Consider the following 14,398-nt stretch of genomic DNA (forward strand, 5'->3'; position numbering starts at 1 on the left):
AATCGACGCAGGCGATTTCATTTAATGCGCCCCCCACCCCCAGACTGAAACTGCCCCTGCGCACGCACCTTCGGATCAACTGCTGGCTCGGCGACGGTGTATTGCTGATGTGAGACGCCGCTCGTCGGATTGCGATGTATCGCCGTCGCTCGGATCGTGGATCGCGCCGTCATGCCCGGCACCATCGTTCGACGGGTCGTGTCGCAGCCAGGAAAGTGCCGGCCTGTGTCGTGGCGGCGCTGCCGATCCGTGACGTCTGCGGAGCGGGTGAAAATCAGCTGTGCAATGCGGCCCCTTCAACCCATAAGCTCAAGGCTGGGCACGGGCTCGGCGCACACGCTGGATGCCGCCGATGCCTGACACCTCCCTGCCCTGCTCCCCCAGCCCTTGCGCGGCGCTCACGCGACGGGGACTTTCATGGCTGTCGCACCGGCGGACGTGGTCGACGTGTCTCGAAGGAGACACGGCTATGGCGAACGACATCACACCCCTTTCCGACGACGCTCTCATCGCTGCGGTTGAGCGCGAGCTCGCGGATGCGCGGGACGCACGCGAGACTGCGCTGGTACAGACAGCCGTGCTCGCTGCCGAACAGGCGGCGCTTGGCTACCACCCCAACTACACCGCCTATGTCCATGGCGGGATGCTCGCCGAACGGGGCTTCGACTCCCAGCATATCCTGTCCGTGCTCGGCTTCCACACGCTCTACTGGCGTGACGCGATCTCACGGCTGGGAGCGTCGGGATCGCCGGCCGATAGGGAGATAGATCTGCTCGGCCGACTGCACCGTGTCTGTGCGTCAAATCCGATGCTCGAGGTCGCCGGCGAACGCCTCCTGTTGGACTTGGGCCTGCTGAAGCAGGGCCGCATCGATCCGTTCTGGCTCAAGCGTCCCAAGCTGGGGCTGGGCCAAGCGGCCAAGGTCTTCGGACTGGCGCCCGGACATGCCGATGGTCATCGCGGTCTCTACGACCTGACCGCAGCGGCAAAGCGCTGCCTGTTCGACGACGCCGCGAAAGGTCAGTCCGACCGGCGGTTCGGCGCGCTGCTGTTGCCCGCCATCATCGCGGGCGGCGCGCCGCTCGCCGCGGGCGGTGCCGCGGCCTTTCACCGCGACGGCGAGGCGCGCTACCGCGACGATTGCCGCCGCTTCGCCGAGCACCAGCGTCGCGACCCCAGCCGCCACTGGCGCTGGAAACCGGCGCTGTCGCGCCAGGGCCACCTCGCCGTCACCACCGCGCGCCAGACGGACGTGGCGGTCCCGACCGAGCGCACCCGTGGTCACGCGGCCAACTGGCTGGCCGACCATGACGCCAACCTCCGCTTCAGCCGGGAGGACGAGGCATGATGTCGATCACCGTCGGCGGCGTCGTCATCACCGACGTCGTGCAGCAGCGCGCCGAGCTCCAGACCGTCCGGGCGCAGCTCGCCGCGATCTACGACCGGTTCGATCCCCGCGTTCCCGAGCGTCTGCTCGCGCGCGAGGCGGAGATCGTGACGCTGGTCAACCGCGCCGAAGGCTTGCGCGAGATCGTCGAGCGCTGGGACCAGGCCAAGATAGCTCGCGCCAACATTCTCGCCGGATGGGAGATCGTCCAGGCCTTTACGGAGGGCGACGCATGACCCCGGATCGCGCGCTTCACCGCGACGACCGCGAAGACATCGAAGGCCTCGCCCACCGAGCGCGGATCATCCTGCCGGACGTCATCCTGCCCGACGGCACCGCTTCGCCTCACCAGGTCACGGTGGTGCCGCCCGGCGTGTCGCTCGCCAAGGCGTTCCTGCCGCGTCGCGAGATCGACGGACCGGTGTCGACCTGGACCGGCGCGGCGATCGTCGGCACGCGCGAGCCGGACTTCGCGGCATATGTCGCCGGGTACGGCAGCGCGATCGTCATGGACGATGCCGCGCACCGCCACATCACCCGGTCGCAGAGCGCCGCCGACATCTTGCGCTGGCTCTACGACATCACCGGCATCCGCTATGCGCCCGCCGCCTTCTGGAAGGTGGCCGGCTGGGAGATCAACTGGGCCGCGAACTGGCTCGAGAGGCTGTATGCGGGCGGGCCGATGGTCGAGCTGATCGTCGCCGAGCGCCAGGCCGCCGCGGCGGTGCGCGCCGCGTGGATGATCCAGCGCCAGGGGAACCGTTCGTCGCTCGCCGACAGCGGCGTGGTACAGGTGGCGCGTGCAACCATCGACATAATCCGCGCCTTCCACCGCGTCGTCGAAGAGGGGCTGCGCGAGACGACCGACCCGAAGCATCGCGAGAATGCCCGTATGGCAAATGCGGCCATCGCTCAGCCGCTCCGGTCCTGTGTCGCCGCGTTAGAAGCCGCCGCACAGCCGCGACAGTTGCACCACGACCGGCAGCGGAAGATCGCGTCGGTCATCGAGCATGCGCGTCGGATCGTCGAGGCCATCGGCCTGTTCACCGTCGTGGCCGAGACGATCGGCCTGCGGGTGATCCGCATCGCCGAAGCGCTGTCCGTCCGAGTACGGGCAAAGCCGCTCGCCCCGGCGATGTTCGCCGCCGAACTGCAGGAGCTGGCCGACCGGGTCGAGCGACCGATGGCCGGCACCCCGACCGACGCGCCACCATCGTGGTCGGGTCTGCTGACGGGCGATCTCAGTCGCCTGCAGAACCCGGACCCGCAAGCCCGGATCGATCTGCTCGCCCGGGTGCGGACCGATCTCGTCTACAAGCTCGTCGTCACCCGCCGCCTCGATCGCGTGTTCGAGGCGCTGCCGTGGATGGCGGCCCCCTGCGGCGCCTTTCCGCTCACCTTCGGCGGACCGCTCGGCGCGATGGCATCGCTGTTCGAGGTGGCGCGAGTGCGCGAAATCGGTCTCGAGCTCAAACGCCGCCTGTTCGATGCTCCGGGCGGACCCCGGCTCGACGCGCGCCGGGGCCGTCGCGAATTCGCCGATCCGGTCAAGGTCAGCCGCGCGCTACGCCTCGGTACCCGCGCTGGTTTCCTGCTCGGCTCCAGCGCGCTGTCGCATCACATGGTGCAGGCACTGCTCGCCGGTGGTCATTTCGATCCCACGCATCCGCTGCCGACGCTGGTCGCAGGTCGGCTGAACTATGACTTCGCCACCGCGATGCAGGATCCGGCGACGATGACGACCGTCTCCGAAACCGAGCTCGCCAAGCCCATCTACACCGCCGCCACCTACCATCGCGATCTGCCGGTCTATATGGGGCTGATGCTGTCCGACCTGCTGGCCGCGCCGCTCGTCGATACCTTCCCCGGCGGCGCGCGTGATCCCGGCATTAGCCGGTTCGCCGCGCTCGCCGATGCCCGTCGCCGGAAGCTCGGCATCGGCAGCGTGCCGCTGTCGGTCGCGGACGCCGGTCCCGCCAATCGCGAACTGGTCCGCTCGATGCTGAAGTCGCTCGACACGCCGACCGACGGGCGAGACGATGCCTGGCGAACGGCGGGGATCGTGATGGGCAACGCCGACGACGTGGAGCTGGGCCATTTCGATGCTCGCCATGCCCGCCATGTCGGAAAGCGTGACGATCATGGCGGCGCGGTCCGCCGACGGGCGTTCAAAATCCATCGCGCCCGCGGACCGGCGGGACGGTCGCTCGAGCGTCTCGTCGACCAGGCGCGGATCTGGCCCGGCGGCAAGGGTAAGGCCGTGTCCCACGACCGGCCGCTGGTCGCGGTTCTGACGGGACAAAAGGTCCTGCCTGGGCTGACGCCCGTCGCGCAGACCTTCATCCCTGCATTGTGGTTCAGGCCGGGGATCGACAGGCACATCCACGCTTGGATCGCGGCCGGTTCGCCGATGTGGACGCCGCTGGCGCTCGGCAACGTCGTCCACGCGGGCCTGATCGCCCGCGAGGTCCAGGCGGTGGGGACCGCCATGCCCCGGCTGTTCGGGATGCCCATCCCGGCCGGTTTGCAGAGCCGCATCCTGGTGCCGATGTGGACCGGGCTTGCCGGCATCACCGCCGATCACGCGCATGTCCGCTGAGCGATCACGATGTCCCTCGCACTTACATGGCTGCCGCACGACGACCTCGACCAAGGCTGGTTGACCACCAGCCAAGAGGACCGCCGGATGACCGACCAGTTGCCGCTCGTTACCACCGCCCCGCGCTCGACGACGCGCGTCGTGCTCGTCGATCCCGCCGCGGTACGCATCTCGCCGCTCAATCCGCGCGTCGACACGCCGCACGCGCCCGACGCGATCGCGCGGCTCGCAGACGAGTTGAAGGCGGTCGGCCAGATCAACGACGCACATGGCGAGACCGCCGCCGACGGGATCGTGGAGATCCTCGCCGGCTCGCGCCGCTGCGCCGCCTGCCTCGCCGCCGGGCTTCAGCTCCGCGTCCGCCTTCATCCGGATCTTCCGCGCGATGAGGCGATCGGGATCGCCTACCGCGACGACCGCGAGGCGCTCCGGCCGAGCTTCTGGGATTTGGCGGGCGGCTGGGAGACGCTGCTCGGCCGGCGCATCGTCACCTCCGACAGCGCGCTCGCCCGGCTGGTCGGCGTGGACAAGTCCACGATGTCGCGTGGCCTCTCCTTCCGCAAGGCGCCCGAACCTATCCTCGCCGCCTTCGCCGACCGCCGCGAGATCAGCCTCAGCCAATGGATCGATCTCGCTCCGCTGATCGAGAACGACGACACCCGCGAGGCCCTCCTGACCCGCGCCGCGCTGATCGCCGGCAACGGCTATGCCGCCCCCCGCGTCGCCGCCGAGCTGAAGGCCGCCGCCGCCGGCAAAGTGGCGATCCCCGCGATCGAGGTGCGCAACCGCCACGACCGCGTCATCGCCACCATCCAGCCGGGACACCGCGGCGACCTCACCGTCAAGTTCAAGCCGATGGCCGAGGCGCATCCCAGCTACCGGCTCGAATATGCGAGGCTCGTCCACGAGAAGCTGGTGGAGGTCATCAAGACCTTCTTCGACAAGGACGCCTGACGATGGCGGATCAATCCAACGCCGTCGACCTGTTACCCACTGAGGAGGTCCAGCTCTGGTTCGGAGCCGCCAGCCGGCTCGTCGGACGCCACGACAGTCCCGTCCTCGCCCAGCTGCCCCTCAGCGTGTATCCCGATCCCGTGCCCGCCTGTGCGAGCTGCCCGGCCAAGGACTGGTATCTGACCGCCAAGGGACTGCGCTGCTTCTGCACGGAGAAGAACGTCGTCGCCTGGGTGTCCAATGCCGACCCGGTGCTCGCCTGCGACGCCCGCGAACGGCTTATCGCGGAGGACGTCGCCGACCGAAGCGACGACGCCGCGCCGAACCCGTGGAGCCGGACGTGAACCGGGCGGCGGCGCGGATGATGGCACGTGACCCGCGGATATCCGCCAGCGGCCTCCGCTTCCTGCTGATGGCGAACATCAGTGCCCGCGAATTCTGCGCCGGGTTCAGGATGCGGACCTGCGGCGAATGCCTCGCTCTCTCCACGCCATCGGCGCAGCGCCTCCCGGTCGCGCGCAAGTCGAGGATCCACGGCGGCAGGGGCGACTTCTTCAGCACGCGCTACGGCAGGATCATGCTCACCTATCACACCGACCGGTTCAGCTACGTCGAGGACTTGGTGTACGACGGCCCGCGCCGTGGCGCGGCCGACGTGCGGCTGACGCTGTGGGATCAGATTCTGCCGCACACCGTTGTGGCCGCCATGCCCGGCCATCGCCTAGCGGATCTGATCGGCGACGGTGGGATATTCCTCGCGGCGAAGGCGACCCGGATCGTGCGGGCCGAGGTCGCGATCTATCCCGGCACGACCGCACTTCGGCTCGGTCTGGAGGCGTCATGGTATCCCGCCTCGCGCGCATTCACGACGATGGCGTGATCGTAACAGCCATCATGAGTCCCCTGAGCAACCAGCCCCCCTATACCGCCCGCGTCACGGGACTTCCTTGCCAATGCGAGATGACTGTAATTCTGCTAGGGCGGCAGGATGCAGACGTGCATTCATTTGGCAGGAAAGCGGAACGTCTGCTTACGGGAACGCCGAGGGCGATAGCCGACATTGCGCGGCACAGCCTTTTCCCGAAAACGATCGAATATCGGGAAAGGAATGGCTTTCTCAAAATCTCCCTACGATGTCCGAGTTGATACGCCGGCAGCCTTGATCTGAAACGACGGCCTCCTCCGCGCACCCGCTTAATCGCCTCAAATTTGGCCGGCGTCCTGCGCTGCAATTTGCTCGTATCCGCCTGCCTCATACCCGACTAAGGCTATGCAGGTCCGGAAGTCCGGGGGGACGGCCAGGCTTTTGGAAGGGGCGGGAATTGCCACAGAGTCAGGCTGCGCGTCGTGCAGACGCGCTGAGAGAATTGGCGTTGCTCGACACTCCCGAAGAGCAGGCGTTCGACGACATCGTGTTCATTGCGTCGCGGACGTGTGACACGCCAATCGCGCTTATCAGTCTCCTCGATCATGACCGGCAATGGTTCAAGGCGCGCGTCGGCCTGGACGTGGGCGAAACCGAGATCGCCGAGTCGGTATGCCAGATCGACATCGACGAAGCTGACATGCTGATCATTCCTGATCTGACGCGCGATCCCCGCACCGCCACGAACCCGCTGGTGACTGGTGAGCGGGCGTTCGGCTTCTACGCTGGCACCCCGCTGGTTCTGCGCTCCGGTGTCGTCGTTGGGCGGCTCTGCGTGATCGATACCGAACCGCGCCCGGAAGGCCTGACGCTCGAACAGTTGACGCTCCTGCGCGCCCTCGGACGGCAGGTGTCCGATCAGCTCGATCTTCGACGCGCCGCGCAGATCAGCGCCCGCCTGCTGGAACTGCAATCGGCGCTGATTGAAATTGGCGAGCGCATCCGGGCCAGCGAGGAGGCAGTCGAGATGACTGCCGCGGCGGCTGCCGTCGTTGGCCGCGTCCTTCAGGTGGAGCGAGCGAGCTTCGGCGTGGTCGATCCCGATGTGGAGATCGTCGATGTGAAAGCGGACTGGACCGCGCCGGGCGTCGCCAGCATCGCCGGGCGTCACCGCTTCGCGGATTACGGCGCTTTGCGCTCCGATCTGGTAGCCGGCGAACCGCTGGTCATCGAGGACGTGGCTACCGATCACCGCACCTCGGGCAATACCGCTGCGATGCACGCACTCGATATCGGCGCGCTGGTGAACATGCCGGTTCGGGAACGCGGGCGCACGGTCGCCATCTTCATCGTCAATGCCGCACGACCACGGACATGGACGCCCGACGAGCTGCTGTTCCTGCGTAGCGTCGCGGACCGGCTCGAAGCCGGTGTCGCCCGCCTGCGTGCCGAGCAGCAACAGAGCATCCTCAACGGCGAGATCAACCACCGCCTCAAGAACATGCTCGCGATGGTGCAGGCGATCGCCAGCCAGACCCTGCGCGCCGTTTCCGAGCGCGAGCCGGTGGAGAGTTTCGAGCGCCGACTGGTCGCGCTGAGCGCCGCACACGACGTGCTGCTTCAGAAAAGCTGGAAGGATGCAGACCTGCGGACCGTGGCCGAGGCGGTGGTAGAAACGGTCGGCTTTGGCGAGCGCGTGTCTCTCGATGGCCCTTCGGTGCCGCTGGGCGCGCGTGCCGCGCTATCGTTTTCGCTCGTCATTCACGAGCTGATGACGAATGCGTGCAAATATGGCTCGCTCTGCATGGAGGGCGGGCACGTCGAGCTGACATGGATCATCGAGGGCAGCGGCCCGACTGCATCGCTGATCGTGCGCTGGCGCGAGCGTGGCGGTCCACCCGTCGTCGCACCGACCCGAAAAGGTTTCGGCTCTCGCCTGATACGGCTCGGCCTGACCGGAACGGGCGGAACCGAACTCCGTTATGAACCCGATGGATTCGAGGCCGACCTGCGGGCCTCCGTCGAGCATCTGGCGTAGGCGTAGCGGGAACCGATGACCATCTCCCATCAAGGCTCCGTACCGATCGTCCTCGTCGTCGAAGACGAACCGCTGCTGCGGCTGTTTGCAGCGCAGGTGGTCGAGGATGCCGGCTACGAACCGCTGGAAGCGGCGAATGCTGCCGAGGCGATCGCGATCCTGGAGAGCAGGCCGGACATCCGGATCGTCTTCACCGACATCGACATGCCCGGCGGCCTGGACGGCATCAAACTGGCCGCGTGCATCCGCGACCGTTGGCCGCCGATCAAGATCATCATGACATCGGGGAAGCCCTTGCCGCCGCGGACGGTTGTGCCAGCGGAGACGGTGTTCTTTGCGAAACCGTACCGGCAGGACCGCGTGATCGCCTCGCTCCATAAGCTGGCCGCATAAGGCTCCCTCGGATCAGCAGTTCCAGTTGACGGTCGGAGCAAGGTCGCTGGAGCCTTCCCACAGCACGGTTGATTGACGATCATTGAGAGCTGGCAAGTCATGGTCGGATCGAGAGGAATGCACTACGCATCGTAAATGACTGATCCGCTTTCGTTCGCCGGAGATGGCAAGGCGTCATGCCAGTTGCGCGAATTCGATTGGGGTGCGTCCCCGCTCGGTTTGCAGGAACAATGGCCGGCGACCTTCCGCTTCCTGCTGTCGCTGATCCTCGCATCGCCGGAAGCGATGTGGTTCGCATGGGGACCGGAGCGGCTGTTCTTCTTCAACAACGCTTACGTGCCGCAGCTCGGCAACAAGCTGACTGGTGCGATCGGACGCCGTTTCGCAGATGTGTGGGCCGACGTTTACAAGGACGTGCGCGACGCGATCGACCAGACGTTTGCGGGCACCGCATCAAAGTTCACCGAACGGCCGCTGCTCATGGCTCGCGACGGCAGCGGCATGGTCGAGACCTTCTGGACCTTCTCCTTCTCGCCCGTGCGGAGCGAGCAGGGCGAGATCGTGGCGCTGCTGTGCACCGCCATGGAAGAAACCCAGCGCAAGGAACGCGAGCGGGAGGGGTCGACAGCCTTGCGGCTGTATCAGGATATCGTTCGATCCGACCCCAACCCGGTATGCGCGTTCGACGCGCGCCATGCCGTGATCGCCTTCAACCAAGCATTCAGCGACGAGTTCTTCCGGGTGTACGGGCATCGCGCCCGGCTTGGCGACACCTTCCCTGAGCTGTTCCTGCCCGACCAGGGCCTGCTTATCGGAAGCTACCTGGATCGTGCGTTGGCGGGCGAGGACTTCACCGTCACCCAGCGGTTCGGTCACCCGGATCACGCGGTGCCGATGTGGGAGATATCCTACAATCCGTTACGCGATGCGGAGGGGCACATTGTCGGTGCGGTCCAGCATGGCGTCGATATCAACGATCGGGTCCGCGCTGAGCAGGAGCTCGCCGAAGCGCAGGAACAGCTTCGCCAAAGCCAGAAGCTGGAAGCGATCGGCCAGCTTACGGGCGGAGTGGCGCACGACTTCAACAACCTGCTGACCGTCATACGGGGCTCGGTTGATCTGCTTCGTCGCGACAACCTCCCGGCAGAGAAGCGGGGCCGATACATCGACGCAATCGGCATTACGGCGGAACGAGCGGCCAAATTGACCAGTCAGCTTCTCGCCTTCGCTCGTCGCCAGTCGCTCCGGTCGGAGGTATTCGACGCCGGCAGCTCGCTGGAGGAAGTCGCCACCATGGTGCGGACCATGACCGGGTCGCGCATCGTCCTCGTCATCAAGGTGCCGGAAGCGGCCTTCTTCATCGATGCGGACCGCAGCCAGTTCGACACGGCGATCATCAACATGGGCATCAACGCCCGTGATGCGATGAAAGGCGAAGGGCATTTGACGATCGCGATGGGACCTGTATCCGGCATCCCGGCGCTTCGGGGGCATGCCGCCCAGATTGGCGACTTTGTGGCCTTCACGATCGCCGACACGGGCAGCGGCATCCCCGCCGATGTGGTTGAGCGCATTTTCGAGCCGTTCTTCACCACGAAGGGCGTCGGCGAAGGCACTGGCTTGGGCCTTAGTCAGGTCATTGGTTTCGCCAAGCAGTCGGGCGGCGATATCAAGGTGGATAGCGTTCCGGGCAAGGGGACGACCTTTACCCTTTATCTCCCACGCGCCTATCCAGACGGTAGCGAGGCGATCGATCTTGAAGCAATCGAGCGGGTCGATGGTGAAGGCGTGTGCGTCCTCGTGGTGGAGGATAACGCGCAGGTCGGCGAGTTCGCAACGGCTGCGCTGGCGGAACTGGGCTATGACAGCGTGCTGGCGACGGACGGTCGTGCAGCGCTCGGCCTGCTACGAGAGGATTGCGACCGCTTCCACGTCATCTTCTCTGATGTAGTGATGCCCGGCATGGGCGGAATCGAGCTGGGCGGCGAGGTTCGCCGCCTTTATCCCGACGTGCCGATCATCCTGACCAGCGGCTATAGTCACGTGCTTGCACAAAATGGGCAGCACGGGTTCGAGCTGCTGCACAAGCCCTACTCGGTCGAGCAGTTATCCCACGTGCTGCGCAAGGCGATCACCTGGCAAGTTCGCAAGCGAGCTTTCCCGGTCGCCTAACCCTCCTTCCATTCTCTAAATGGAACGTTGGGCGAGACGGCCCGGACATTCCCATTGGGATGGTGTTTTGGGATTGTGGAGGAGGCTCGCTTAGCCGGTTCCACCTGAGACATCGGGAGCCACCTTGGGGTCGGGGTCCTGCGCCTTGCCGGTCGCAGGGGCCGCCTTCTGGCTCGGCATAGCGATGAGATAAGCAACGATCGCGTCGACGTCCTTCTCGGCCACCGGCGCCTTGTACACCTCACGCATCTTGGTGACGGTCGCCTTCCACTGGTCCGCTGATAACGCAGGCTGGGTCAGCACCATGCTGGCCGAATGGCACGAGGTGCAGTTGGCGTTGATGACGTCGGCGTGCGGACCATCGGGGTAGGTCGCGTCGTCGACCGGCAGGTCGACGCTGGTCGAGGCAAGCGAGAAGCCGCGGGCCGACACGCTGGCGGGGGGCGCCGGCTCGGACATTTCGGAGATCGGGGCAGGCGCCTTGCGGCTGCTCGGCGCACCGATCGATACGAGGATAATGCCGGTCAGGCCGATCAGGCCAGCGGCCATGATGCCGGGAGACGGGGTCTTCATGCTACTCGCTCCTCAGGCCGCGATGATGGTGGTGGTCTCGATATTGCCGCGCATAAACCCGCCCGGGTTCCAGATCGGCTTCATCGGCTGGGCGACACCGTTGGTGTTCCAGCAGCGCACCATGATCGGGTTGGCACCGCGTCGCAGCGGCACGCGACCATCCCACCGACGGAAGCTGTACCTGCCCTCGTCCGCTCCGAGCGTCGTCCTGTACCAGGTGCGGCTTCCGTCCGACGATACATCGACCTTGGCGACGCCGCAGTCGCCGCCCATCGCGATGCCGCCGACCGGGATCGAGGCCTCATAGGCGATTGCCTGACCATCAGGCAGGCTGGTCATCCAGCTGCGCGGGATCATCCGGTTGATGGGAACGGTCGGGAAGTCCTTGGCACCGGGCGCGACATTCGCGCCGGGTGTCGCCGGGATCTTGTAGGCCTTCGCCATCCAATACTGGTCGTCAGGGCCGGGCAGTACCTCAATCGCGTTCAGCATTTTGACCCAATAGGTCGAGTACCAGCCCGGCACGATCAGCCGGCAGGGAAAGCCGTTGAGGAGCGGCAGCTGCTCGCCGTTCATGCCGAAGGCGATCATCACTTCGCCGTCGCGGGCATGGTCGATGTCGAGCGCCTTCTCGAAGTCAGGGGCGCCAGCGACCACGGGCTGATCGAGCGCACCGAAGCGCACCTGCACCGCGCCTGTCTTGACCCCGGCGAGGTCGAGCACGTCGCGCAGGCGAACGCCGAGCCATTTGGCGTTGCCCATCGCGCCGTTGCCCCATTGCGCACCCGCGACCCGCGGCTGGAACAGCCCACGGCTGTTGCCCGAACACTGGTTGACCGCCGCCATCTCGACCCGTGGCAGGCGCAGCAGCTGGGCGAGACTGATCGACAGCGGTCGGTTGACGTGGCCGAAGACGTTGAGGCGGAAAGTCTCGACATCGATCGAGGTCGGGATGTCGGCCCAGTGCCAGCGGACGAAGAACTGGTCGTTGGGCGTGAACACCGACTTGTCGAACACGTCCATCGGCGTTTCCAGCAAGGGCGGATGGACACGCTGGAGGATCATGCTGCCCTTGCCGGGAAAGGCGCTGGTCATCGGCCGTTCGGCATTGCCCCCAGGCAGCTTAAGGTCGACGAGCTGCTGCGCCAGCGCAGGCGCGGCGGCAAGGCCGGCGGTGCCTAGCGCGGCGTGCCTGAGAAAGCGGCGACGGCTGGTCTCACTCGCCAGCCCGGCGTCGAAATTGTCCATGACAAGGCTCTCCTGTGGCCAGCCACGCTGGCGGATCGAAGGGGCGTTTCGCAAGTGATCGGACCGACTGATCCGATCATCACGGCGGATCAGTTCGGGGTGGCGATGCAGGGGGAGACGAACAGGTTGCCCCGCCAGGCCCCAGCGAGCGTCTTGGCGCCAACCAGCAGCCACATCGCCGCGAGCGCGATCGTCAGCACCGTGCCGACGATACCGAAGAAGCCAAGGTTCAGCGTCGTGCCGAGGCGGAAGGTGGCGACGGTGTAGACGCCGAGCGGAAAGGTATAGCCCCACCAGCCCAGGTTGAACGGGACGCCGGCGCGCCAGTAGCGGATGGTGATGAGCGTCGCGAGCGCCAGCCACCACAGGCCGAAGCCCCACAGGCAGAGCCCGGCCACAACGCCGATCCCTTGCGCGACGCTACCGACGCCGGCCAGCCCGTGTGCAGCGAGGATCGCCGGCGCATCCGCCCCGAGCACCAGCATGCCCAACGCCCCCGTGCCGATCGGCCCCAGCGCCAGCCAGGAGGATGCCGCCATGCTCTCTTGCGGCAGCTTGTGGAGCGCCATGCGCAGGATGAGGATGGCGAGGATGCCGAACGCGACCGGCACCGAATAGGCCCACAGCACATAGGATGTCGCAAGGGTTACTAGCTGCGCTCGCGCGTCGGTCAGATGCGGCGCGAGCAACCCGCCGCTGGCACCCGCCACTTCGGCTGCGACGACCGGCAGCAGCCATACCGCGGTCATGCCGTCCAAGCTGTGCTCGTGGCGGGTGAACATCAGATACGGGATCAGCACGCCGCATGCGAGCGACATGGCGACGTCGATCCACCACAAGACATGCGCGACCGGCACGATGCCGTTACCGAAGCGCGAGATCCCGAAAGCGAGGCAGCCATTGATGATCGTCGCCAGGCCCATTGGGATGGTCCCGATGAACATCGACACGGTATTGTGCCCGAAGATGCGCCGCGCCTCGTGCCCGAACATCACCCAGCGCGCACCATAGAGGCCGGCGAACAGCGCGAAGAGCGCGATGTTGAAGAACCACAACACCTCGCCGACCGGCTTCAGCGCAGGTCCGATGCCGGGCACCTGCGGCAGCGCGAGCGCGAGGATGCCCGTGCCCATCGTTGCGGCGAACCAGTTGGGCGTGAACTGGCGGATCATCTCGCGCGGATGGTCGAGCCGGCTGAGCGGCTTGAGGCCGGTCAGGACCGAAGGGGTGTCGGCATTCATGCGACCTGCTCCTTGATGAGGTCCGTCAGCGCGTCAGCCGCGCGGGTGCGATAGCGTTCCTTGTGGCGCAGCGCGTGAAAGGCGCGGTCAGGCAACCCAAGCGGCAGCTCGACCAGATCGCCGGCCTTGAGCGCGCGTGCGACGACCAATCGCGACAACACAGCGACGCCGGCACCGGCCTCGACCGCGGTACGCACCGCCTCGTTGGACGGCAGCGTTATCGCTACCGTCAGCTGGGCCGGATCAAACCCGCGCGTTCGCAGTACGTCCTCGAAGGTCGAGCGCGTGCCCGAACCCTGCTCGCGGACAATCCAGCGTGCAGCCCGAAGCCAGTCCTCGTCGACGCGCCCGGCGTCCTCGCGGCCGACCAGCACCATCGGGTCATGCCCGACATTCCAGTGGGCGAGCGCCGGTTCGTCCACCTCGCCCTCGACGAAACCGAGCTCCGCCGCGCCGCTCAGTACCTGCGCTGCCGCGCCCTCGGTGTTGTCGATCGCCAGCTCGACCGCGATCTGCGGGTGGCGTTCGTGGAAGGCGGCGAGCTTTGCCGGCAACCAGTAGCTCGCGATCGTCTGGCTGGCGACGATCCGCAATGAACCACGGGCAAGCCCGGCATAGTCCGCCAGCATCGTCTCGGCCTGCGCTGCCCGCCCCAGCACCGCGCGCGCTTCCTCCAGAAAGCCGCGGCCTGCTTCGGTCAGCTGGATGCCACGCCCGACGCGGTGAAACAGAGGAACCCCGTAGCGCGCTTCGAGGGCAGCAACCGCGCCGGAGGCAGCGGACTGCGTGACGTTCAGCGCTTCCGCTGCCTTGGTGACGTGTTCTCGCTCGGCGACACCGACGAAGATTCTGAGCTGCTCCAGGGTCATGCAGCTTACATCGCGCAATCTGATCGATACGACCAACCGTTTGATCTGTTTGTTCCAAT

13 protein-coding genes are annotated in these 14,398 nt (G+C 66.4%); 9 read left to right on the forward strand and 4 right to left on the reverse strand.

The window, feature by feature from the left end; translation table 11 throughout:
• Positions 1 to 469: 469 nt before the first annotated feature.
• From FHY03_RS05010 to FHY03_RS05050, 9 genes are all read left to right on the forward strand, one after another.
• Positions 470 to 1,348 carry a hypothetical protein gene (locus tag FHY03_RS05010; protein WP_183929106.1) on the forward strand — a complete coding sequence of 293 codons (879 nt, stop codon included), beginning with the start codon at positions 470 to 472 and terminating at the stop codon, positions 1,346 to 1,348.
• Positions 1,345 to 1,623, forward strand: coding sequence for a hypothetical protein (locus tag FHY03_RS05015; RefSeq protein ID WP_183929108.1), 279 nt, complete (start codon positions 1,345 to 1,347; stop codon positions 1,621 to 1,623). The genes FHY03_RS05010 and FHY03_RS05015 overlap by 4 nt, the downstream gene beginning before the upstream one ends.
• A complete protein-coding gene (locus FHY03_RS05020; protein ID WP_183929110.1) occupies positions 1,620 to 3,986 on the forward strand; it encodes a hypothetical protein in 2,367 nt (788 codons plus the stop codon). The genes FHY03_RS05015 and FHY03_RS05020 overlap by 4 nt, the downstream gene beginning before the upstream one ends.
• Positions 3,987 to 3,995: 9 nt before the next feature.
• Positions 3,996 to 4,940, forward strand: a complete 945-nt coding sequence (locus FHY03_RS05025) for a ParB/RepB/Spo0J family partition protein (protein ID WP_183929112.1) — start codon at positions 3,996 to 3,998, stop codon at positions 4,938 to 4,940.
• A 2-nt stretch (positions 4,941 to 4,942) separates the two neighbouring features.
• Positions 4,943 to 5,284, forward strand: coding sequence for a hypothetical protein (locus FHY03_RS05030; protein ID WP_183929114.1), 342 nt, complete (start codon positions 4,943 to 4,945; stop codon positions 5,282 to 5,284).
• A complete protein-coding gene (locus tag FHY03_RS05035; protein WP_183929116.1) occupies positions 5,281 to 5,820 on the forward strand; it encodes a hypothetical protein in 540 nt (179 codons plus the stop codon). Before FHY03_RS05030 ends, FHY03_RS05035 begins: the two co-directional genes overlap by 4 nt.
• 493 nt (positions 5,821 to 6,313) lie before the next feature.
• Positions 6,314 to 7,843, forward strand: a complete 1,530-nt coding sequence (locus FHY03_RS05040; RefSeq protein ID WP_221189968.1) for a sensor histidine kinase — start codon at positions 6,314 to 6,316, stop codon at positions 7,841 to 7,843.
• Between the two features lie 15 nt (positions 7,844 to 7,858).
• On the forward strand, positions 7,859 to 8,236 hold the full coding sequence (locus FHY03_RS05045) for a response regulator (protein WP_183929120.1): 378 nt from the start codon (positions 7,859 to 7,861) through the stop codon (positions 8,234 to 8,236).
• Between the two features lie 135 nt (positions 8,237 to 8,371).
• Entirely contained in the window at positions 8,372 to 10,408 is a 2,037-nt protein-coding gene (locus tag FHY03_RS05050; protein ID WP_183929122.1) for a PAS domain-containing protein, read from the forward strand.
• Between the two features lie 90 nt (positions 10,409 to 10,498).
• Here FHY03_RS05050 and FHY03_RS05055 read toward each other — a convergent pair whose 3' ends face one another.
• The 4 genes from FHY03_RS05055 to FHY03_RS05070 all read right to left on the reverse strand — a co-directional run bounded on the left by FHY03_RS05055 (position 10,499) and on the right by FHY03_RS05070 (position 14,339).
• Positions 10,499 to 10,981: a cytochrome c gene (locus tag FHY03_RS05055; protein ID WP_183929124.1), complete on the reverse strand. Its 483-nt coding sequence runs from the start codon at positions 10,979 to 10,981 to the stop codon at positions 10,499 to 10,501.
• Positions 10,982 to 10,993: 12 nt separating this feature from the next.
• Complete coding sequence (locus tag FHY03_RS05060; RefSeq protein ID WP_183929126.1) at positions 10,994 to 12,229, reverse strand: molybdopterin-dependent oxidoreductase; 1,236 nt, start codon at positions 12,227 to 12,229, stop codon at positions 10,994 to 10,996.
• An 89-nt stretch (positions 12,230 to 12,318) separates the two neighbouring features.
• On the reverse strand, positions 12,319 to 13,470 hold the full coding sequence (locus FHY03_RS05065) for a TDT family transporter (RefSeq protein WP_183929128.1): 1,152 nt from the start codon (positions 13,468 to 13,470) through the stop codon (positions 12,319 to 12,321).
• Positions 13,467 to 14,339: a LysR family transcriptional regulator gene (locus FHY03_RS05070; protein WP_183929130.1), complete on the reverse strand. Its 873-nt coding sequence runs from the start codon at positions 14,337 to 14,339 to the stop codon at positions 13,467 to 13,469. Before FHY03_RS05070 ends, FHY03_RS05065 begins: the two co-directional genes overlap by 4 nt.
• Between the last annotated feature and the right edge of the window lie 59 nt (positions 14,340 to 14,398).

It is taken from the genome of Sphingomonas sp. BK345 (assembly GCF_014193845.1).
Classification (GTDB): domain Bacteria; phylum Pseudomonadota; class Alphaproteobacteria; order Sphingomonadales; family Sphingomonadaceae; genus Sphingomonas.

Excerpts from the sequence above, each read along its gene's own strand:
- FHY03_RS05010 (WP_183929106.1), top strand. The coding sequence starts at position 470 with ATGGCGAACGACATCACACCCCTTTCCGACGACGCTCTCATCGCTGCG.
- FHY03_RS05055 (WP_183929124.1), bottom strand. The coding sequence starts at position 10,981 with ATGAAGACCCCGTCTCCCGGCATCATGGCCGCTGGCCTGATCGGCCTG.
- FHY03_RS05065 (WP_183929128.1), bottom strand. The coding sequence starts at position 13,470 with ATGAATGCCGACACCCCTTCGGTCCTGACCGGCCTCAAGCCGCTCAGC.
- FHY03_RS05030 (WP_183929114.1), top strand. The coding sequence starts at position 4,943 with ATGGCGGATCAATCCAACGCCGTCGACCTGTTACCCACTGAGGAGGTC.
- FHY03_RS05060 (WP_183929126.1), bottom strand. The coding sequence starts at position 12,229 with ATGGACAATTTCGACGCCGGGCTGGCGAGTGAGACCAGCCGTCGCCGC.
- FHY03_RS05050 (WP_183929122.1), top strand. The coding sequence starts at position 8,372 with ATGACTGATCCGCTTTCGTTCGCCGGAGATGGCAAGGCGTCATGCCAG.
- FHY03_RS05070 (WP_183929130.1), bottom strand. The coding sequence starts at position 14,339 with ATGACCCTGGAGCAGCTCAGAATCTTCGTCGGTGTCGCCGAGCGAGAA.
- FHY03_RS05020 (WP_183929110.1), top strand. The coding sequence starts at position 1,620 with ATGACCCCGGATCGCGCGCTTCACCGCGACGACCGCGAAGACATCGAA.
- FHY03_RS05015 (WP_183929108.1), top strand. The coding sequence starts at position 1,345 with ATGATGTCGATCACCGTCGGCGGCGTCGTCATCACCGACGTCGTGCAG.
- FHY03_RS05045 (WP_183929120.1), top strand. The coding sequence starts at position 7,859 with ATGACCATCTCCCATCAAGGCTCCGTACCGATCGTCCTCGTCGTCGAA.
- FHY03_RS05025 (WP_183929112.1), top strand. The coding sequence starts at position 3,996 with ATGTCCCTCGCACTTACATGGCTGCCGCACGACGACCTCGACCAAGGC.